Below are 20,003 nucleotides of genomic sequence, written 5' to 3' on the forward strand. Positions count from 1 at the left end.
AAAGTAAAATGAAAAAAGTAATTATGATGTTCGCCCTGTTTATGGGCATCGTATCTGCCCAAGCGCAGGAAAACAAGACCGCCGAAGAAAACGGAAGTGACAGACCGGCTCAGGAAGTGAAGCAGGAAGAGGTTCAGGAACTCTCTCTGAGCAAAGAAATCTATCCGCAGAAAGAGGCGGACGGCGACCTGTATCACGGTCTGACCCGCAAGCTGACCTTTGACCGCATGATACCGCCGCACGGACTGGAAGTGACCTACAACAAAACCGTGCATATAATCTTTCCGTCAGAGGTGCGCTACGTGGACCTGGGTTCACCGAACCTTATTGCCGGAAAAGCGGACGGGGCTGAGAATGTGATAAGAGTGAAAGCTACGGTAAGAAATTTCCAGAACGAGACGAACATGAGCGTCATCACGGAGGACGGCGGCTTTTACACCTTCAACGTCAAATATGCGGAAGAGCCGCTGCTCCTCAATGTGGAGATGTGCGACTTCATCCACGACGGTGAAGCGGTGAACCGTCCGAACAACGCGATGGAGATTTACCTGAAGGAACTGGGGAATGAAAGTCCGATGCTGGTGCGTCTTATCATGAAGTCCATCCACAGACAGAACAAGCGTGAGGTGAAGCATATCGGCTGCAAGCGTTTCGGTATCCAGTATATCCTCAAAGGCATCTATACGCATAACGGACTTCTGTATTTCCATACGGAAATCAAGAACCAGAGCAACGTCCCGTTTGACGTGGACTATATCACATGGAAAATCGTGGACAAGAAGGTGGCAAAGCGTACAGCCGTGCAGGAACAGGTCATTCTTCCGCTCCGTGCGCAGAACTATGTGACCTGCGTGCCGGGAAAGAAAAAGGAACGTACCGTGTTCACGATGTCCAAGTTCACCATTCCGGACGACAAATGCCTCGTGGTGGAACTGCATGAGAAGAACGGAGGACGTCACCAGTCCTTTACCGTAGAGAACGAGGATCTGGTACGAGCCACAACGATTAACGAACTTCAGGTACGATGAACATGAGAAAGTACATGATAGCACTGGCAGCGTCGCTTGCCCTGTTCACGGGGCGGGCGAACGCCCAGCGATGCCTGCCGGGAATGCAGGGCATCGAAGTGAAGGCGGCAATGACGGACGGTTTCAGGATGGGCGGCAATGACGGAGGGCACAGTTTCGGGGCGCTTCTTTCGACCTATACGAAAAACGGCAACAAATGGTCGCTGGGCGGTGAATACCTGTTGAAAAACAGTCCGTACAATGATGTGAAGATACCGGTGGCACAGTTTACCGCCGAAGGCGGCTACCACTTCAAGGTGCTTTCCGATGCCCGCAAAATCGTGTTTCTCTATGCCGGCGTTTCCGCTCTTGCCGGATATGAAACGGTGAACTGGGGCGACAAGGTGCTGTATGACGGGGCGAGGCTCCACGACAGTGACGCCTTTGTCTATGGCGGTGCGGTGACGCTCGACATGGAGGTGTATGTGGCTGACCGTCTGGCTCTGCTTGCCAGCCTGCGCGAGCGTTGTCTTTGGGGAGGTGACACGAGAAAGCTCCACACGCAGTTTGGAATAGGTATCAAGTTCATCATAAATTAGGACGGGTATGGATATAGCTGAAATGAGGCAGATACCGATTGCGGACTTTCTCCGAAGGCTGGGACATGAACCGACAAGAAGAAGCGGAAACGAATTGTGGTATTCGGCACCTTACAGGAGCGAAAGGACACCGTCCTTCCGTGTGAATGTGGAAAAGAATGTCTGGTACGATTTCGGGCTGGGCATAGGCGGTGACATCTTCAATCTTGCCGGAGAGTTTATCCACAGCCGTGATTTTCTCGCACAGGTAAGGTTCATATCGGAAAGTGCCGGTGTGCCTATGGTGCAGCCGGATGCTTCCACCTTCAGGAAAAAGACTCCCGAACCGTCCTTTGAGGACGTGGAGGTCTTGCCCCTGCGGTATCAGGCTTTGAAGAAATATCTGGTGGAACGTGGCATATCTCCCGATACAGCGTCCTTTTACTGCTGCCAGTTGAACTACTACGTCCACAAGAAGAAATATTTCGCCGTCGGCTTCTCCAATGTGTCCGGCGGTTATGAACTCCGGAACCGGCTTTTCAAAGGGTGCATACCGCCCAAAGACGTATCCCTGATAAAGCGGAAGGACGGGCAGGCTGAAAGTTGCAGCCTTTATGAGGGCTTCATGGACTTCCTGTCCGCCGTGACGCTCGGCATGGCGGAGGACGGCGACAGCCTTGTCCTGAACTCGGTCGCCAATGTGGACAGGAGTTTCCGTTATCTGGACGGTTACGAAAGGATACGGTGCTACCTCGACAACGATGAAGCCGGACACCTGGCGGTGGAAAAACTGCGGATGCGGTACGGTGAGAAAGTGTCGGACTGCCGTGGGTTATACAAAGGCTGCAAGGACCTGAACGAGTATTTGCAACAACGGATAAACAAACAGAATAACAACAAACTTAAAATCAGATAAGATGATGAAGATTATGAACAATAACAGCAACAGAGGCAAATCAATTTTCAAGGCAGTGGCAGTCTGCATGGCTGTCCTGGCTGCGGGACTTTTTGCGTCCTGCGATGACGATATGGACATACAGCAGAGCTACCCGTTTACGGTGGAAACCATGCCTGTCCCTCACGATGTGGCAAAGGGGCAGACCGTGGAAATCCGCTGTGAGATGAAGAAGGAGGGCAATTTTGCCAATACACTCTATACGATACGTTACTTCCAGTATGAAGGTAAAGGGACACTGAAGATGGACAACGGTACGGTATTCCTGCCGAACGACCGTTACCTGCTGGAGAACGAGAAGTTCCGTCTGTACTACACCTCGCAATGCGATGAAACACAGAATTTCATAGTGGTCGTGGAGGATAACTTCGGCAACTCCCATGAAATGGAGTTTGATTTCAACAACTCCAACACTTCAGAAACGGAAAGCGACAGTGTGCCAGCCGTCAGTCCGTCCACTTCCAAACAAATCCGTGAATGAGGTACAGGATGTTGTTACTGCTCTGTTTCCTTTCGTTAGGCTGCACTTTGTCGGCACAGGAACCTGAAAGGGAAACAGCCAAGGAAGCAAGGATTTTCAGGTTGCCGGAATTTGAGAGGGCATTTTTGTGTGTGCGCTATTTTGAGGGTTGGCACTCGGAAAAGAACCATCCTTATGTCGGCTGGGGGCATTGCCTCCAGCCGGGCGAGAAACACTCGGCACGCACCATGACAAGACAGCAGGCTGACGAGCTGCTGCGGAAAGACCTTCGGAAGTTTTGCGCCATGTTCCGGCATCTGGGAAAGGATTCGCTGCTCCTGGGTACATTAGCTTATAATGTGGGACCGTTCCGGCTCTTGGGCAGCGGAAAGATACCCAAAAGCAAGCTGATCCGAAAGCTGGAAGCCGGTGACAGGGACATCTATAAGGAGTATATATCCTACTGCCACTACAAGGGGCGGAAAATCCGCTCGATAGAGCGGCGACGGAAGATGGAATTTCTGCTGCTGTATGTTCTGAAATAAATGACAAAATGACATAAAAGGCATGCTGTATTCAAGTTGGTATGCCTTTTGTCCTTTTAATGAAAATTTTATTGTTATGGCTAAATCAGAAAAAAAAGGAGAGACAAAAAATCAACATTACGTTCCCCAATTTTATCAAAGGTATTTTTCGAAAGATAAAAAAAATATTGGTACTTATATAATTGAGCGTGAAAAAAATATACCTTCAGCTCCTATAAAAAATCAATCAAGTAGTGACTATTTTTATTCTGAAAATATGAAAATAGAAAATGCGCTTGGTAAAATGGAAGAATTATCAAAAAATGTCATAGATAAGATTATTTTAAACCCCAAAGTACGATTAACCCCAAATGATCAATATACATTATACGTATTTACGATAATACAAAAAGGGCGAACACTTGCTCAAGCTAATTTTATTCAGGAACATGCTAATGTTATATTACGTACCTTTCTAAAGAAATATTGTCAATTATTGCGTGAGAATAATATAGAGAACGATTTGAAGGATATTACAGATGAAGTGCTTGATAAAATATTATTTAATTTCAAGCAACCTGGACTATTTGCTTTAGGTACTCAAGCTCAATTGGTGAATACATGTATTGATTTGAAATGTAAAATTCTAATCAACAATACAGATATACCTTTTATTACAAGTAATAATCCTGTTGCTCTTTATGATCAATTTATGGAGCGTATGGGGAATCTGACGTATGCTCTAGGTTCGCAAGGATTACAAATATATCTTCCATTAACACCCAAGATTGGTGTTATGTATTATGATCCAAAATGTTATAAGCTTGGATATCAGAAGAAAACATATGTGGAAATAATACAAGATAGTGACATTTATGAATTGAATAAACTAACAGCATTAAATGCAGAAAATATTTTATATTACGAACCTGACTCTATAACAGAACATGCATTAAAGCAGTTAGCTATTCAAAGTAAAAATAGTAAACCATCTTCCCGTGTCGGAGCTTTACCGGAATTAAAATCTTCTAAAGGTGTTATTGTTGGTGCTTATGATATATCCATGTTTTGTAAATTAAAACTCTCATTTATCAAGGAGTTACCTCGTTATAAAGCAATACAGCCACAAGACTTTGACCCTACAAAACATCAATTCCGAGAAATTGCATATATAAAAGATTATTTAATGAAGATAGCATCTAAATAGACAATTTTATCGTAGATGGGAACTTGGGTTTCTTTGCTACTTTCTTTGTCCGCATTCTGCTCACCGAAAGAAAGTAGGGCGGCTTTCGCCGCCTTTGCCTAAAGTCGGGTGTAAAGTCCCGTTACATCCGTGAAAATCTGCTGGAGCATATCAAAGTACATTCCCTCGTATTTGGCTATCTCCTTGACCTTGATGTCCGCATACTTCGTCAGTGTCTGACGATAAAAATACATGGTGTATGTATCTGTGCCTTCATCCAATATGATTTTCAGTCTGTTGGCTGACGTCTTGTTCCTTGCAAGGCTCATTTGTAGTCCGTTGCCCAAATTGATATAGTTACGGCTTCCCGTCATGACGGTAAACCCATGACCGCCCAACTGCTGTAAGATTGTATTTGCTATCATCTGTATATGAATTTAAGTTATTGTCAATGGGTGGCTTTTGCCACCCGTTTTTTATATGTTCATGCTCTGCCTTATATGTTCCAATGTGCGCTCGGCAATGGGTCGTGTTTCCTCCGTCCAAAGGTCATAGTCATGTACGGATATTCCCACACTCTGCAAGTCACGGATATAGCCGGACACATAATCTCCCGTAGGGAGGTAAACAAACTGCATCCATGCGTCCCTGCTGTCTGTCAATATAAAATAGTATTTCATGCTCTTTCTGTTTTATGGGTTATCTGTTTCGGGTGCGGGCGGTATTGTGTACCGCCACACCTTTAGTATTCTTTCACTTCGGCAATGGGGGTATATTTTCTGAGCCATTCCACCACATGCACCATGTTGTATTCGGAAGTGATGACTGCTGTATGTTCGTTTATCGGGGTCATTCTTGTACTTTCGTAGCTCTCTATCCACTCCTTTAGTGTTGCCACATCACAAGTATCGGTACACATCATATCCAAAATTCTGATAGGGTCGCTGAATGTCACAATCAAAGTATCATAGTATGCTGTCATAATCTGTCCTCCTTTCCTTTTATCCATTCGTCACGCAGGTGTCTGCACTCCTCCAATGTCGGTCTCACACAAGAGAAAAGTTCTCCGTCCGTGTGTCGGTAGTCATACTGGAAAAGGGTTGTTCTTTTCCGTCTGATAGTCGTTTGGTACTTTTCGTACTTCTCAGTACCTGCCGTCTGGCAGGTACTCACTCCGTTGATGGTCATTCTTGTTGTCATGGTAGTCATTTATTAAAATTCAACAATCAGCAGTCGGTTCTCCATTACCTTTTCGGGGTCGGTTATCATCCTTTGGGCTACCCAAAGGTGATGTGCTCCGAAGCCGTAGGCGAACAGCCTTCCGAAGTTCTCGTTTTCTGAAAGTTTCGCCATTGAATTGCGGATTTCCGTTTCGCTAAAACTCAAGGACAAGGTGTTTATCAGACTGACAAAGATGTCGGTTACTTTCTCGTCCCATAATATCAGTATGTTTTCTATCTTTATTTCCATATCATGTATATTTTGAAGTCTATAAATCAAGCACTCATCCGCTTGCGGATAAGTTCGGCATTGCTCTCTACAAGGCTGATGATGCGGTCGTGGTATTCGGTATTGGAATTACATACACCTCTGCTCTGTACCACTTTGAATGTTGTCAGTGAAACCTCTACCGTTTCAATTCGTTTGCCGTCAATGGTTGCGGATAGGATAAGGGAGTCTGTCCTCTTGTGATAGCTTCCCACACAATGGTGCATCAGTTTTCCTTCAAGTTGCATTTCCGCCACACTCTCAATGACCTTTACAAGAATAAGGTTGTCGGTAAACACAAGTCCGAAGAACTTGCCTTTGGACTTCAGATAATTCTTTTCGTCCTTGACCAACTGCTCCCTGCGTTGCTCCGCTCTTTCCCTTTCTATCTGTTCTTCACGTTTTCTGACAAGTCGGTCATGTGCCTTTTTCAAGTCTGTCGGACAAACATATTTTGGACAGTGGGTGTCTTTCCCGAAATGTCGGAGCAGTCTTACAAGGTCACACCACATGGAGGCATCCGCAATATGATAGCCGTTTCGGATACAGATTTTTATGGAGTTCCAATATTCATGTAAATTGATATTTGATATGACGGCATATCTGAACATTTCTGTCTGTCCCGCTTTAAGCAATGTTTCCTTTTTGCTGTCGGTCAGAATGGCGGTAAAAAATTCGTATGGGGTCAGTTCGTGGAATGCTCCCTTGAAGCCGTTCCGCCTTAATTCGGGAATGATGCGCATTGCCGGATAAGTCTTGTATGCGTCTATGTTGTATGCTTTCAGCATCTTGTTGCTGCGTAAATCCATATCGCTCCATTCAGTCCAAAGGTCATAGTACATCGTGTGCATGGCTCTCAGTCGGGCAATAACTTCGGTCTTTCCGTTTGGGGCAATCCACCATTGCACCACCTCCCTTATGGAATACTCTGCCTTCTGTCCCACCTTGTATGTTGCTCCTACCATAAAGTAGCGCAACACTTGATAGCCTTTTCGGGTCGTAATGATTTCATAATATGCACTGCCTCTGAAAACTCTCTTTCGGGTATCAAGTATTTCAAGTTCCTTTCCGCAATGGGGACAGCTACAGCCACATATAGTTTCCGCAAGAGTGTGTCCGCCTTTCCAGCGGTGTCCACATTCCGAACAAGTGATAGTTCCGCCTTTTGTGCGGTAGGCATGATGCTTGAAACAATGTTCAAAAGCGTATGCTTTCTGCTTGTCTGTCAGTTCGGGCAGTCCGCTTGACAAACGGACTACTTCTTTCTGTATGCGTGTTCTCGGTTTCATATCAAAAATCAAATAATGAGGGTTGGACTTGTATTTCTTTTTTCGCTGTCGGCTTGTTGCGGTTCTGTAGCTTTTGGAGTTCCATCTGCTGATATTGGGCAACCGCCTTTCTCCTTGCTTCCTGCTTTTCCTCTTCTGTCAGTTCCACCACATGGTTTACAACTACTTGACATTGTATAGGCTTGCCTACTTCAATCTCGTTTTCATCGTAATAGTGAATGGCTTGTCCGTAAATCTCTCCGTCTGAAAAGCCGTTGCAACCGCTTTTCTGCACATAGTTCAGAATGTATGTGACACAATCGTCTATGTTCTTGGCTGGGTTGCGGTAGCTTTTGGCGAATAGTTCATCTTCCGCAGCTCTCTGCTCCAAAAACATCTGTATGGTTCGTTTGAAATGGTCTGTTCCTTTCATAATCTCAAATTTTAGTCGGGTTGTCGCTCAAATAAAGTATCTCGCAATCTTCCACTTCTGTGGGAAGTCCGAAAAGGGGGTAATGGGTGAAATAAGGCTGTGCGTTCCCTTCTTCATCTGTGAGGGGTGAAACATCTTGTACTTGCCATTGCTTCATCCATCTGTCTATTGTCTGAACTTCATCGTCTGTGAGTGCGGTTGCATCACCATTGATGATGTAGGCTAAACTCCATGTGGGTATCTTTTCCGTTGTCCTGTTCATATCCGTTCCTTTATGTGATCAGACAATCTCTTGTAAAATCTCCGTGTGGTATTGTAGAGGACATTCCACCAAAAGAAAACCGATAAAGTCCTTTCTCGCTTCCTTGTTGAGTTCGTGGTATAGCCTTCTTAGGGTTGAATGGTTGCCGTTGATGTAGGTTTCCACCATATACTCAAAGATGTTGTCCACCTCGTAAAATCTGCATTGCTGCGCTGCTGTTTTGCTGTATCGTTTCATAATGTTATGCTTTTGGGAGTTAATTCAAAGTGTCAGTAGCCATAGGAAAAAGTCGAAAATGGCAATGAGGAATATGATGAATACCATTACATTGATAACCATTCGGAATACTCCACAGACTATTTCTCTGATGATGTACCAAAGGATATTGACTATCCAAAGGAAACAGCGCAACAGAAATGCGAATACTGCAAGTCCAATGGATTGCGCTGTCTGTCTTATGCTCATTGCTGCTGTCATTTTGGGTGTCGTTTGTCAAGTTCTACAATTCTGTCAATTCTTCCGTACAATATCTTGCGGAGTGCCGTCTTGTCCATAGCCTTGTATTCTCTCCATTGTCCGTACTGGCTTACAAGGAATGTCCTCAGTATGTCGGAGAAGTCAAACCGCCATCCTTGCAATGGTATCGCACTTCTGAAATAGGTATTGCCGTTTACCTTTTCGGTTATCCAATTCTTTTCCTCTCTGTTCAGCACCTCGCCATTGTTCACTTTCATACGAAGTCTGTAAACCTTGCACTCATGTAGGCTTTCCAATGTCGGAACTTCCCACTTCACGAATTTTGTTGCTACTGCTGCTTCCATATCCATTTGTTTTTATTTTTAATGCGGATTCGAGAGCTGAGGGAGTTGAGTTTCCAACCTTATATGCCTCCCGTTTATCCGACGTTTTTTTTATGCGTCTTTCTGTCGCTTCGGTCGTTTTCGTTTCGGGTGCTTCAAAAAGGTAGGGAGTGGGTAGAGCAAGGGTTTTCAAAGAAAAAATACTACCCGCAGGGCTGGAGATTTTTTCTAAAAACCATTGAGCATCCCAATCCCGGATTTACCTTTGCACCCAGAACGGGAACGATCCACCTGATGCGACTGTCTGAAAGACCATCAAAATGGAGGTAAACGGATGTGGAGGCATATTGGATATGAAATGTTCCGGGAAAAGAAAGAAAGGGAATCTCAAAAAGAAGGGATACGGAGAAAACGTGAAACCGGCAAACACTCCAAGAAAGTATGTTGAAACCGTGTGGCTAAACCTGTTTAGTTATGCGGTTGCAATTTTCTTTCCGGTTTGCCGTCATGGGTAATGGCACTTTTCATTTATGGAAGGTGTGGTTACCCATGACTTCCGTTTTCGATTAGAGGAACCGACAAAAAAAGAAAATCAACAGGTAACAGCCGTAAAAGCACCGCTTGTGGCATAAGCAAAAAAAAGAAAGGGGCCTTGCATCATCAGTCTGAACATGGTTCAGGCGTGACGCAAAGCCCTTTTCTATGCTTATGCAATAGTAGGAACATGGTCGTCAATTTATTGATGATGATGTTCCTACGAATAAATTCGCTTTTACGGAAAAACTTGTCTGTGGAGCTTTATTAGTTCTCTTTCTAATAATCTTTCATGTAATTTATTTCTAGTATTATATGTTTATGGATTATGACATAATGTCTGAGCTTGTCTGACATTTTAGCAGTATGATTTTGTGAAAAGGGTTTGGCATGAGTTGTGTATTATATATATGTAATAACATCAAATCACGGTAGGAGGCCGTTTCGTACATGGATAAAAATTTTACAACATTTCTTGAAAACATTACGTTGACTCAGGAACAAAGTGATGATGCAAAAACAAAGTACACAGGAGTGTGCGAAAAACTGTTTAATGCATATTATTCAGGCTGTTATGATGATAGTAAGAAATTTCTTTTTGGTTCCTATAAAACAAAAACGAATGTACGTCCCTTAACATCAGATCAAGATGTTGATGTCTTATTTAAGATTCCACAAGAGGTTTTTGATAAATATGATGCATATGAAAGCAACGGTCAGGAAGCGCTTTTACAAGAGGTACGAAATATTTTGAAAGAAAAATATGTAATGACTGATAAAATAAAAGCATGGGGTAAAGTTGTACTCATAAATTTTTCAGAAGGACATCATAATGTAGAGTTACTTCCTGCATTAGAATTGGATAATAAAACTTTTAAAATTCCTAATAGCGAAAATGGTGGAAGTTGGGAAATTTTTGATCCTCGTAAGGAACTTGAAAAATTTGAGGTTTCTAACAAAAACACATGTGGTTTAACAAGAGATCTTGTTAAGATGATAAAGGCATGGGCACATAATAATACTTCTATGGCTTACAAATCTTATGAAAGAATGGATGATATAATTTCATTTCTTTCAGAGTATTATCCTTTTGGAAGAAATGGAATATCATACTCTAAAATAGTATTTGAATTTTATGATTATATGAGTTACCGCTGTAGCAAGGAATTAAAATCATATATTGATACAGCATTGGAGCGTGCTAGAAAAGCTTTGGAGTACGAAGATAATGATAAATTCAAGGAGGCATCAGAAGAATGGAGAAAGATTTTTGGATGTGATTTTCCTAAAGTTACAGAAAATCCGAAAAGAGAGAATAAAAGTGAATCAATATCCTCAAATCCGATACGCCCGTGGTTAAGCTCAATAAAAATGAAATAGAATGGTTACGAAATAATTATCCGCAAATGATATATGATGAGGAAAGATCTGTTATTGCAGGTCTTTTCTCTATAAATCATAAATATAATGGTATCAACATAAAGGATTGTTTCAATATAGAAGTGAGACTTTATGCAATGCGGAATCGTGAAGAGTATCCTAAAGTGTATAATACAGACGGTAGGATACAGAAAATTGCGAAAAGAAAAAATATGAAAATTCAAGATCTTCATGTTTATAGTGATAATAGTCTGTGTTTGGGATTACCTGCTCGTTTTTATGAATATTATCCTGAAGGCTTTAATTTACAGTTCTTTTTTAAACATCTTTCTGAACATCTTTATTGGGTTGCATACTACGAACGTTATAATAAATCTCCTTGGCCAGCTGAATTGCATGGAGATGATGCAATGATTGAATTGTTGTGTGAAAATATAGATGATACATTGCAAGACAAAATGAAATTTGAAGAACTACGAAAACTTTACAAAAAGAAATTTGGTCATGGCATAGCTAAGTCAAAATTAGTAAGACGATTAAAAGAAAAATCATTTATTTCAAAATTTATAGGATTATGAATTTTTTATTAGGCGAAGCAAGATTTTATTTTGCACAATGTGTTTTTAATACTAGTTGTCATTATGCAGCTTATGATAGGTATGAAAAAGAAAGAAATAAAAGACATAATATAGCACTAACTATTTCTTCGTTATCTATAATTAGTTTATGCCTTACCGTTTTATGCTGGGAAACGAGCTGTCAAGTTTTTCTTCGAATTTTGTCACTTTTGGGAATTCTTCTAACTGCAGTATCCCTAATATTTGAACTATATAACAAAGAAGATATAACTGAAGTCATGTGTTATCATAAACAGACTGCAGAGGATTATAAACAATTGCGTGATTCTTTTATGGATATTATTCGTCAAGTCAAATCAAAAGCTGAAATTTCAGTCGTTGAATCTCGCTTACATAAATGTCTACATGACTATAGCATCTTAGGGAAATATTCTTTGCCTACTAATGAACAAGATTATGTAAATACTCAGCAAAGTTTGGGATTAGGCGGACAGGGTGAATCGTTTACTTGGTCTTCAGAAGAAATAGACCGATTTTTACCAATTGAATTACGTGAAAATCATGTACAAATGAGTACTGAAATCTGTTCTGAAGCGAATAAACACTCATCGTCAGAACATTCCTGACGATGAGGAGATATCTAAATTGGTTATTTACAAAAATTAGTATAGATATATTGATTAAAATATTATCGAATTGCATGATAGTTAATCTATCATATCTTATCTTTGGAGATAATAGACTCTGATAAAATCTTTTCTGTAAACACCTTACTACGTAATTTTGCGCGTTTCAATAGATCTGAAAATTTAATAACTTCAGTATACAACACTCCTTGCTCTCTACCAAATAGCCTTGGTAATGCTTTATATGGACGCACAATATACCCTAAAGACTGTGACTGTTGAAAATCACCATCAGAATCTAAAATCGAATATATATCAGCATTTTCGCCTATTAAATAGCCATAGAAGGAATTGAATTTATATCTTTCATCAGACAAATGGTGTATAATTGATGCGTATTGATGAATTTGATGAAGATGTTTGGATACATCTACTCCTGGTGCTTTAAACTCTATAATGATACATTTACCTTCTGATGGGAATAGCAATACGTCAGGACGCCTAATCCCAACATCACCTGATGCACGTTTTTTATATTCTAATTCTTCAGAAGTTAGATTTTGTTTAAATAGCGGTTGTCCATCTATTTTGATATCGTCCAATTCACTTTCTGAAAGACCATGATAATGTATGTATTCTTCATTAAGAATCCATAGATTACTTTCTATAGATTCGGAACTACCTTTAGGAAATAATAGGTTATGAAAAATACCTTCTGGCTGTTTTTTGTTCTTTGTTTTTTTCTTGGTTTTGGATTCAATTTTTTGTATATCTAATTGCCCCTTTATAGCCTGCTCCATAAGTTGAAGGACAAGCGTTCTACGTGAGAGGTATTGCGAAAGTTCATTACGAACGGATAAAGGCAAAGCCTTGTTTAATTCTTTAACTTTCTGATCAAATTTTCTCTTAAATCCTTTGTCATTGGGATCAAGTTCGTGGAGATTATCCACTATGCTTTTAATTTTTGCATCAGACTCAGCTTTTATATCAGCAGTAAAAGTATATACTTTTCTTAAAACGTTGATGTCAGAATCGGAATATTTTACTCCAGCCTTTTCTAAAAGAGAAGAGTCTATAGAAAACATTTCAGCCACTTTCCTAATATTTTCACTAGCATCATCTTTAGCTTTTTTTAATGCTGGATAATGGGTCGATATAGAAGAAATGGTACAATCTTCTATGTCATCAATTAGTATTTCTTGTTTTCCCGTAAACAAATTCCGTTTTGATATAAAATCTGATTTTGAAATAATGTTTAAATTTCCTCGTATGTCGGAATCTCTAGAAGTAAGGTAGTCACTTGATATTAGAAATAGAAAACTGATTCCTGTTTCAATTCTTGGTGCCTCCGTAATTAAAGAGAAATTAAATCCTTGATGACAAAAAGCTTCCCCTTTACTAGTAAGACGAACTTCATTTCTTGGAAGAATATTAGAGGGTAAACGGTAAGAGCGAATCACAAAATCTTCACTCTGAGAACATTTTATTACAGATGTTCCCTTATTTGATAAAATCGAATAATGAATAGGTACTGTCTCTTCATAATCTACAGTAGGTATGTCATCTGTTGTTATCTTTGATGAGTTTTCCTCATCAAAGATGCCATTAACATAGTGGTCAATATAAATATTCTGAAGATTATCTCTATTTAAACAAAACACATTTACATATCGCTTAAGAATTGCATCTTTCAGCTCTTTACACGTTAGTTGTTCATATTTCGCTTTGTCTTCATCAGATAGAGCATAAAAGAATGAAACTCGAGTAGAATTAGTAACTGGAATATTGCTTGTTATATTCTCATCAATTGAGCGTATAACAGAACCAAATTCGTTGTAAAAATTCTTTGATAGTTCTATTTTTCGGTTCCGTGTTTCTCCTTCTATAGAATAAGTGCTTTCTATTATCGTATTTTTAAAAAAATGAAGATATTGAACACGTCCAGAACCTAAATTATTTTTATTTTTTGATTCGTCATATAATTTTTCAAAACGTAAAAAGCTTGCTGGTGTAAATCCCTCACCGTCATCAACAATGCTAAAAGCTGCGAAAGAGTATTTATCTCCAAATAAGTTTTTATCTTTAATATGATGTAATTCTATATGGATGCTATTATGCTTCCCACTAGTTGCTTCTAGGGAATTGCTGAATGCTTCAAATATAGGTTGAAGAGGATTATTAGCCTTTTTAATGCGTCGTCGCATAAGGCTATTATAATCCACTGAGTTGGGAGAGAAAATTCCATCTTTTAGAGCTGTGTATTCTACCATATAACCTAAATTCTAAGTTTATGCAAAATTACAAATAAATAGCGTTTAGCTGAAAATAAGCATTTGGAAAATTTGTATGTATAGTGAAAAATAATACTTTATGGCTTCGTTTCATTAATAAAATCTAATACTTCTAAATTTTTGACAGTCGTATAAAATATAATACTCTAATAATCAGGGATATTTAGTGAATTTGGTCAGAATTCAGGAAAACTACATTTAATTATCAGAATGTTTGTTTTAAGGAAAAAAATGATATGGCTCTTGCAAAACGCCTTCATAATAGGAGGTATTATAAAAATATATTTGTACCTTTGCTATACAATAAGAGTTCTTTTTATTTTATGTAAAATAAGGTATTATACAGAATCTTCCTCGTTTCTAAATCGTTACCTATAAAAGAATCTATTCTTATAAATTGTTTATTTTCAGTGGATAAAATAAAATGTAATGCCTAAAGCAGTGGAAGGTTATGTGTTTTTTGATTCCGGCTTCCGAAATCCATTGCTTGAGAGGCTGATTCGTCATAGCTCTGGTCAGTCCTTTGAATACACGGCCTGAACCAGGGATACCACATAGTTCCAATGCTTCGTTACTAATGGGGAGAGTGGCTTCAGTTTCTGTCTTTTCCGTACAAATTCTGATGTAATAACCATTGTCAGGACCGACTTCAATATTATCCCATGTAAGCTGTAAAATATCGCTGATACGAAGACCGGTCATACAGGAGAATAATGAAGCTTGTTTCAGTACAGGAATCTTGCATGGTGTAGCGGCCAGTTTCTTAACTTCTGCTAATGTGAGATACTGCTTTTTGACTTCTTTCCATTCAATCTTGTCTATGAAGTCATTCAGATTTTCACGTAGCATCTTCTCTTGATAAGCTATTTTCAGTAATGCACGGAAAGTTGAAAAATATCCAGCTGCCGAATTTCTCGAAACACTGATATTAGGATGACGGATCTGTTTACAGTTCAGTAGATACTGCCTGAACTTCTGACAAAGCTCTACCGTTACATCACCGAAAGTGCAATAGCCGTTTACAAACTTTTCAAAATGCTGGTAAACACAGTCCCATTTGTGATACTTCAGTTTTGCTTTCTCACGAAAATAGGCAAGGAAGTCAGCTTTCATTTTGTGCTTGTCAAGAAATCCAAATTCTTCATTGACGATTGCCTGTACTCTGATACAACGAATGGCTTCAGCCTTACTCAGCATTTCATTGTTGAAATCACGTTCAATCTCATTTTTAGGACGGGCATAGATATAAATGCCAAGATATTCCCTGCGGCTCATTTTCATTGTGTACGGATTGCGAATTGCCGGATAATAGTCCAGGTAGAGAGAAATTCTGCCGTTACTGATAACTCTTTGTCTCAATGTTACGTTAGTACATGTAAGTGCCATAAGATTAATGTTTTTGGTTGATAAATTATTATTATCGGTACAAATTAAACTGGTGTTTTCTTGGTGAATACTCACACCAGGAAATAACTTATACCGAGATTATTCAATGATAGGATCTTCGAACAAATTATCGAGCTCAGCTTTGGATATAAGAGTATACTTTCCCTTCTTAATCTTGGGAATTTGATGATACTTGGTATAATGGTATAGCTGGTCTCTTGTTATTTTGAATTTTTCCATCGCTTCTTGAACTGTGTAGTATTTGGGCTCTTCAGCCTGACGTATTCCTTTTGCTATATCGAAGTGCTTTTTTGAATAATATACTGTAATACCAACCTTCTTTTTCGGAATGGCATTTTTATAAACAAAAGAGTATATAGCGTTAAGGCTCATTTGAAATTTGTCCTGTACTTCTTGCACACTATACCATTCTGTAATGTCTGCATCTGGAGCCTTCGAGGAAAAATAAGCATCAACATGCTTTTTACTCCAGTAAGTCTTACCACGGTTGAATGTCTTTGGAATTTTATTCTTCTTAGACATAACAAAAATCCATGATTCACTTACATTGAATTTTTTCATTATTTCGGCTGTAGTATAAAATTCTTTGATAGGTAGAGTGTCCTTGGGCATTCTAAATTCATAAGGATGCCGTTTTAACATCTCATCTATATCAGAGCGTTTGACGAAAGATAATCTGCTGCTAATCTTTGAAGCTTGAAGGTATCCTTTATAGACCATCTTATAGACTGCTTGTCTAGTAATACCTAAAAGAATTCCAACCTCTGAGAAAGATAGAAACTCTTTATCCTTAATTGTGATTATAGGTAGTTCTTCAATCCTATTTTGAGTATTCTCTTCAGTAGCCTTAATGTTTTTCTCTCTTTCTCTTTTTTTGTAAGCTAAATTTGCACACCTGTGAGAGCAGTACTTTGTACTTATTTTTTGTGCTTCGAATCGTGTTCCACACCATTCGCAAATCTTTTTAATTTTAGTGTTACTTGCTGGCATATTACTCAAATTTTAAATTTTTATTTCGCTTTATTTCTCCCGTTATGTGTCAACTATCGTAAATCTTAGTAAACCATAGTCAACTTTCTCCACAACCTGTCCAGCGTAAAATGCCGGAATTTTGCTTCGTGGTACAAAAACGGTACAAAAAGATGATGTGCAAAGCTTATAAATGACTAATATTGACAGTAGAGCAACAAAAAAGGCGCCCGTAAAGAGCGCCATATTAATCGATTATAATCATTTTAACTATTTGATAATCAGATATTTACTTGCCGATGCAAAAATGCTTGAAAATATTCCCCAGCACCTCATCGGTCGTGATTTCCCCGCCAACAATCTCTGCCAGGTGAAAGAGACACTCACGGAGGTCTTGTGAAACCAAGTCACCGGAGAGATGCATGGCCAGTCCGTCCTGTACGCGGTGGATTGCTTCCAGCGCATGACTCAAGGCCTCGTAGTGGCGGATGTTGCTCACCACCACATCGTTCTGTGAGAGGTCGGGCAGGGCGGCGAAATCCACCAGCTGCTTCTGAAGCTGAGAAAGTCCCTCTTTCTGCTTGGCCGAAAGAGAAAGCACACATACGTCCTCCGGCAAATTGGGGAGCGCCGCTTTCAGGCGAGCAAGCTGTGCATCCGTCGAAGCCGCAGTATCCACATCAGCCGATGAAAGCAAATCCGCCTTGTTGAGCACAATCACCAGGTGCTTGCCTTCGCAGCGGGGCAGAATCTTGCCGGCCAGTTCGCGGTATTGTGCCTCGGCGCAAGTGGCGTCGATCACCCAAAGCACGATGTCGGCCTGGTCCAGTTTCTGGAAACTACGCTCGATGCCCAGACTTTCGATGGTGTCGGTCGTTTCACGGATACCTGCCGTATCGATAAAGCGGAAGGTGATGCCGCCCAGGTTCATCGTATCCTCGATGACGTCGCGCGTGGTACCGTGAATGTCGCTCACGATGGCGCGTTCTTCGTTCAGGAGGGCATTCAGCAGGGTAGACTTCCCGGCATTGGTTTCGCCTACGATGGCCACGGGGACGCCGTTTTTGAGGGCATTTCCTACGCTGAACGTATCCACCAGGTGATGGATGACGTGCTCAATCTGGCGGGCGATGTCTTCCAGCTCCGAACGGTCGGCAAATTCCAGTTCCTCGTGGTCGCTGAAATCAAGCTCCAGTTCCATGAGGGAGGTAAGGTGGAGCAACTTGTCGCGCAGGGTGGCCAGTTCCCGACTGAATCCGCCGCGCATCTGGTTCATGGCCATGCGATGGGTGGCGGCGGAGGTAGAGGCGATGAGGTCGGCCACTGCTTCGGCCTGGCTCAAATCCATCTTACCGTTCAGGAAGGCACGCTGGGTATATTCCCCCGGTCCGGCGGCACGGCATCCTTGCCAGATAAGGAGCTGCATCACCTGCTGGAGAATGTAGCTCGAACCGTGGCAGGAGATTTCCGTGGAGTCTTCTCCTGTGTAGGAATGAGGGCCTCGGAAAAGGCTGACCAGCACTTCGTCGATAATCTCTCCTTCAGGACTAAGGATGTGGCCGAAGGTGAGGGTATAGGGTTCGCGTTCGGCCAGCGGTTTACCGGAAACGGGCTTGAAAATGCGGTCGGTGAGGGTAATGGCTTCCGGACCCGACACGCGGATGGTGCCGATGGCTCCGCCTTGGGCGGTAGCGATGGCACAGATGGTATCTTGGGTTTGTAGTATGTTCACGTGTGTATTGCTTTTAAAATCCTTGCAAAGATACGGTTTTCGGGTTACATCCGGAAGGGGAGCCGACAGATTTATGCGGGCAGGTAGAGGGTTTTCACCAGCAGGTCGACCACTTTTTCGAGGTATTCGCGGTCGGTTTCATCGAAGGTAGCCAACTGGTCGCTGTCGATGTCGAGCACGCCCCGGACTTCTCCGTTGACCGTCATCGGCACGACGATTTCGGAGCGGGAGAGGGAACTGCAGGCGATATGGCCGGGGAACTGGTCTACGTCGGGCACGACTTGGGTACGGGCTTCGGCCCATGCGGTACCGCATACACCACGGCCTTTCTTGATGCGGTAGCAGGCCACGCTGCCTTGGAACGGGCCGAGGTGAAGCTCGCCTTCGTGTACCAGGTAGAAGCCCACCCAGAAGAATCCGAAGGCTTCTTTCAGGGCGGCACTGGTGTTAGCCAATACACTGATTTCGTTTTTCTCGCCTTCAATCAGGGGGGCGAATTGTTCAAGGAATTGCGCGTAACGCTGACGCTTGTCGGTAAGGGTGGATTTGAAACTTGCTTCCATGTAGATAATTTTTCAGACAGAAAAACAGGCTCTCTTCCGGAGAAGGGAACCTGTTGATTGATAATTAATTTACTAGATTCTTTCAAGGACGACTTTAATCAGGTCGTCGATTTTGCTCTTGTATCCGGTGTTGGCTTCCTTGGCCACGCGGTTGGCTATAACCATGCACACGGTGGTGGCTTTATGGCCTTGCAGACGGGCCAGTCCGGCCAGGGCAGAGCTTTCCATTTCGAAGTTGGTGATGCGGTGTCCCTGGTATTCGAAGCTTTCGATTTTCTCGTTCTGGTGCGGGTCGGCCAAGGGGATGCGGAGCTGACGTCCTTGCGGACCGAAGAAACCGCCACAGGCCACGGTCACGCCGCGTACCATGTCGGTGCCGGCAATGCGTTCCACCAGTTCCTTGTCGGCATGAATCACGTAGGGAGCCGGGGCGCAGAGGTTACCTGTCCAGCCCAGGTGGTTGAGCAGGGCGCGTTCCATGGGCAGGTCGCACACGGCGTTGCGTCCTTCGTAAAAGTTCAGGAGGCCGTCGAATCCCACGGAGACTTCGGAACAGATGAAGGTGCCTACGGGCGTGTAGGACTGCAGGCCGCCGCAGGTACCGATGCGCACGATTTCCAGCTGTCGGAAGATATCGTTTTCTTCGCGGGTCTGGAAGTTGATGTTGGCCAGCGCATCGATTTCATTCATCACGATGTCGATGTTGTCGCACCCGATACCGGTGGAGGTCACCATGATGCGTTTGCCTTTGTAGGTACCGGTGATGGTATGAAACTCACGGCTTTCCACTTCACATTCGCGGGTGTCGAAGTGGGAAGCTACGAGGGCCACACGTCCGGGGTCACCCACCAGGATAATTTTGTCGGCCAGGTGCTCCGGTTTCACGTGGAGATGGAATACAGAACCGTCTTCGTTGATGATCAGTTCTGAAGGGGGAAAATACTTTTTCATGTGTGTTACGT

Annotated in this window: 26 protein-coding genes; 9 read left to right on the forward strand and 17 right to left on the reverse strand. The window is 42.0% G+C overall.

Annotation, left to right across the window (positions count from 1 at the left end; all coding sequences use genetic code 11):
- The first annotated feature begins 8 nt into the window (after positions 1 to 8).
- The 6 genes from traN to OIM59_RS07075 all read left to right on the forward strand — a co-directional run bounded on the left by traN (position 9) and on the right by OIM59_RS07075 (position 4,731).
- Positions 9 to 1,028: a conjugative transposon protein TraN gene (gene traN / locus OIM59_RS07050; RefSeq protein WP_204482181.1), complete on the forward strand. Its 1,020-nt coding sequence runs from the start codon at positions 9 to 11 to the stop codon at positions 1,026 to 1,028.
- A 2-nt stretch (positions 1,029 to 1,030) separates the two neighbouring features.
- Entirely contained in the window at positions 1,031 to 1,606 is a 576-nt protein-coding gene (locus OIM59_RS07055) for a conjugal transfer protein TraO (protein ID WP_204482233.1), read from the forward strand.
- A 7-nt stretch (positions 1,607 to 1,613) separates the two neighbouring features.
- Positions 1,614 to 2,501 carry a toprim domain-containing protein gene (locus tag OIM59_RS07060; RefSeq protein ID WP_303895922.1) on the forward strand — a complete coding sequence of 296 codons (888 nt, stop codon included), beginning with the start codon at positions 1,614 to 1,616 and terminating at the stop codon, positions 2,499 to 2,501.
- 4 nt (positions 2,502 to 2,505) lie between these two features.
- Complete coding sequence (locus tag OIM59_RS07065; protein ID WP_204482231.1) at positions 2,506 to 3,021, forward strand: DUF3872 domain-containing protein; 516 nt, start codon at positions 2,506 to 2,508, stop codon at positions 3,019 to 3,021.
- Positions 3,018 to 3,545, forward strand: a complete 528-nt coding sequence (locus OIM59_RS07070; protein ID WP_303895924.1) for a lysozyme — start codon at positions 3,018 to 3,020, stop codon at positions 3,543 to 3,545. The genes OIM59_RS07065 and OIM59_RS07070 overlap by 4 nt, the downstream gene beginning before the upstream one ends.
- A gap of 76 nt (positions 3,546 to 3,621) precedes the next feature.
- Positions 3,622 to 4,731: a DUF4238 domain-containing protein gene (locus OIM59_RS07075; protein ID WP_303895926.1), complete on the forward strand. Its 1,110-nt coding sequence runs from the start codon at positions 3,622 to 3,624 to the stop codon at positions 4,729 to 4,731.
- Between the two features lie 98 nt (positions 4,732 to 4,829).
- Here the strand turns inward: OIM59_RS07075 and OIM59_RS07080 are convergent, their stop codons facing one another.
- The 11 genes from OIM59_RS07080 to OIM59_RS07130 all read right to left on the reverse strand — a co-directional run bounded on the left by OIM59_RS07080 (position 4,830) and on the right by OIM59_RS07130 (position 8,982).
- Complete coding sequence (locus OIM59_RS07080; RefSeq protein WP_303895928.1) at positions 4,830 to 5,135, reverse strand: hypothetical protein; 306 nt, start codon at positions 5,133 to 5,135, stop codon at positions 4,830 to 4,832.
- Between the two features lie 51 nt (positions 5,136 to 5,186).
- Entirely contained in the window at positions 5,187 to 5,390 is a 204-nt protein-coding gene (locus OIM59_RS07085) for a hypothetical protein (protein ID WP_303895930.1), read from the reverse strand.
- 62 nt (positions 5,391 to 5,452) lie between these two features.
- Positions 5,453 to 5,692: a hypothetical protein gene (locus OIM59_RS07090; RefSeq protein WP_278614291.1), complete on the reverse strand. Its 240-nt coding sequence runs from the start codon at positions 5,690 to 5,692 to the stop codon at positions 5,453 to 5,455.
- Positions 5,689 to 5,910 (reverse strand): DUF3873 domain-containing protein, encoded by a 222-nt coding sequence (locus tag OIM59_RS07095; RefSeq protein ID WP_072543831.1) that lies wholly within the window; start codon positions 5,908 to 5,910, stop codon positions 5,689 to 5,691. Before OIM59_RS07095 ends, OIM59_RS07090 begins: the two co-directional genes overlap by 4 nt.
- A gap of 12 nt (positions 5,911 to 5,922) precedes the next feature.
- The gene (locus OIM59_RS07100) at positions 5,923 to 6,180 is read right to left on the reverse strand and encodes a hypothetical protein (protein WP_005650240.1); all 258 of its coding nucleotides are present in this window, start codon (positions 6,178 to 6,180) and stop codon (positions 5,923 to 5,925) included.
- A gap of 26 nt (positions 6,181 to 6,206) precedes the next feature.
- On the reverse strand, positions 6,207 to 7,487 hold the full coding sequence (locus tag OIM59_RS07105; protein ID WP_289540539.1) for a PcfJ domain-containing protein: 1,281 nt from the start codon (positions 7,485 to 7,487) through the stop codon (positions 6,207 to 6,209).
- Position 7,488: 1 nt separating this feature from the next.
- Entirely contained in the window at positions 7,489 to 7,899 is a 411-nt protein-coding gene (locus OIM59_RS07110) for a PcfK-like family protein (RefSeq protein ID WP_303895937.1), read from the reverse strand.
- Between the two features lie 4 nt (positions 7,900 to 7,903).
- Entirely contained in the window at positions 7,904 to 8,161 is a 258-nt protein-coding gene (locus OIM59_RS07115; RefSeq protein ID WP_195289146.1) for a hypothetical protein, read from the reverse strand.
- 18 nt (positions 8,162 to 8,179) lie between these two features.
- On the reverse strand, positions 8,180 to 8,398 hold the full coding sequence (locus OIM59_RS07120; protein WP_303895939.1) for a hypothetical protein: 219 nt from the start codon (positions 8,396 to 8,398) through the stop codon (positions 8,180 to 8,182).
- Between the two features lie 24 nt (positions 8,399 to 8,422).
- Complete coding sequence (locus OIM59_RS07125; protein WP_303895941.1) at positions 8,423 to 8,638, reverse strand: hypothetical protein; 216 nt, start codon at positions 8,636 to 8,638, stop codon at positions 8,423 to 8,425.
- A complete protein-coding gene (locus OIM59_RS07130) occupies positions 8,635 to 8,982 on the reverse strand; it encodes a molybdenum ABC transporter ATP-binding protein (protein WP_303895943.1) in 348 nt (115 codons plus the stop codon). Before OIM59_RS07130 ends, OIM59_RS07125 begins: the two co-directional genes overlap by 4 nt.
- Before the next feature lie 963 nt (positions 8,983 to 9,945).
- Here OIM59_RS07130 and OIM59_RS07135 point away from each other — a divergent pair.
- The 3 genes from OIM59_RS07135 to OIM59_RS07145 are packed head-to-tail and all read left to right on the forward strand — an operon-like array spanning position 9,946 to position 12,079.
- Positions 9,946 to 10,875: a nucleotidyltransferase gene (locus OIM59_RS07135; RefSeq protein WP_303895945.1), complete on the forward strand. Its 930-nt coding sequence runs from the start codon at positions 9,946 to 9,948 to the stop codon at positions 10,873 to 10,875.
- The gene (locus OIM59_RS07140) at positions 10,848 to 11,453 is read left to right on the forward strand and encodes a hypothetical protein (RefSeq protein ID WP_303895946.1); all 606 of its coding nucleotides are present in this window, start codon (positions 10,848 to 10,850) and stop codon (positions 11,451 to 11,453) included. The genes OIM59_RS07135 and OIM59_RS07140 overlap by 28 nt, the downstream gene beginning before the upstream one ends.
- Positions 11,450 to 12,079 carry a hypothetical protein gene (locus tag OIM59_RS07145; RefSeq protein ID WP_303895948.1) on the forward strand — a complete coding sequence of 210 codons (630 nt, stop codon included), beginning with the start codon at positions 11,450 to 11,452 and terminating at the stop codon, positions 12,077 to 12,079. The genes OIM59_RS07140 and OIM59_RS07145 overlap by 4 nt, the downstream gene beginning before the upstream one ends.
- 89 nt (positions 12,080 to 12,168) lie before the next feature.
- Here the strand turns inward: OIM59_RS07145 and OIM59_RS07150 are convergent, their stop codons facing one another.
- The 6 genes from OIM59_RS07150 to OIM59_RS07175 all read right to left on the reverse strand — a co-directional run bounded on the left by OIM59_RS07150 (position 12,169) and on the right by OIM59_RS07175 (position 19,992).
- Complete coding sequence (locus OIM59_RS07150; RefSeq protein ID WP_303895950.1) at positions 12,169 to 14,349, reverse strand: hypothetical protein; 2,181 nt, start codon at positions 14,347 to 14,349, stop codon at positions 12,169 to 12,171.
- Between the two features lie 411 nt (positions 14,350 to 14,760).
- On the reverse strand, positions 14,761 to 15,756 hold the full coding sequence (locus OIM59_RS07155) for a site-specific integrase (RefSeq protein WP_369695919.1): 996 nt from the start codon (positions 15,754 to 15,756) through the stop codon (positions 14,761 to 14,763).
- A 99-nt stretch (positions 15,757 to 15,855) separates the two neighbouring features.
- On the reverse strand, positions 15,856 to 16,767 hold the full coding sequence (locus OIM59_RS07160) for a helix-turn-helix domain-containing protein (protein ID WP_117887530.1): 912 nt from the start codon (positions 16,765 to 16,767) through the stop codon (positions 15,856 to 15,858).
- Between the two features lie 268 nt (positions 16,768 to 17,035).
- On the reverse strand, positions 17,036 to 18,478 hold the full coding sequence (gene mnmE / locus OIM59_RS07165; RefSeq protein WP_303895952.1) for a tRNA uridine-5-carboxymethylaminomethyl(34) synthesis GTPase MnmE: 1,443 nt from the start codon (positions 18,476 to 18,478) through the stop codon (positions 17,036 to 17,038).
- A gap of 71 nt (positions 18,479 to 18,549) precedes the next feature.
- The gene (locus tag OIM59_RS07170) at positions 18,550 to 19,041 is read right to left on the reverse strand and encodes a GAF domain-containing protein (RefSeq protein WP_072542549.1); all 492 of its coding nucleotides are present in this window, start codon (positions 19,039 to 19,041) and stop codon (positions 18,550 to 18,552) included.
- 72 nt (positions 19,042 to 19,113) lie between these two features.
- Entirely contained in the window at positions 19,114 to 19,992 is an 879-nt protein-coding gene (locus OIM59_RS07175; protein WP_303895956.1) for a nucleoside phosphorylase, read from the reverse strand.
- Positions 19,993 to 20,003: the final 11 nt, after the last annotated feature.

Source organism: Bacteroides mediterraneensis (genome assembly GCF_025993685.1).
Classification (GTDB): Bacteria; Bacteroidota; Bacteroidia; order Bacteroidales; family Bacteroidaceae; genus Phocaeicola; species Phocaeicola mediterraneensis_A.